A 232-nucleotide genomic window follows, 5' to 3' on the forward strand; every position below is an offset into this window, starting at 1 on the left:
CGTGTTCGCCGGCCCCGCCGGGGGTGCTGGGGTCGCCGGACCGCAACTCGCGGCGCTTGCCCGATTTCGAGGCCGCAGAGCACTACGCGATCCATGGCCTTGCCGCCGATCAGCAGGACCTTTGCTACAGCGTGGCCAAGGAGGCGGATGGGCTGCGTGATCTCGACCTGGCTCTGAATGCGGAGGTCGTGCCGGTGATTGAGGGCTGTCTGGCTCGTTTCGAATGTAGCAG

General features: G+C 66.4%; 1 protein-coding gene. It reads left to right on the forward strand.

Features of this window, described 5'->3' with window-relative positions; genetic code table 11:
- A partial coding sequence (locus tag R0J92_RS27135; protein WP_411053967.1) for a flavin reductase family protein occupies nt 1-232 on the forward strand: 232 nt, incomplete at both ends.

This window comes from Tritonibacter sp. SIMBA_163, assembly GCF_046535935.1.
Taxonomy (GTDB): Bacteria; Pseudomonadota; Alphaproteobacteria; order Rhodobacterales; family Rhodobacteraceae; genus Epibacterium; species Epibacterium scottomollicae.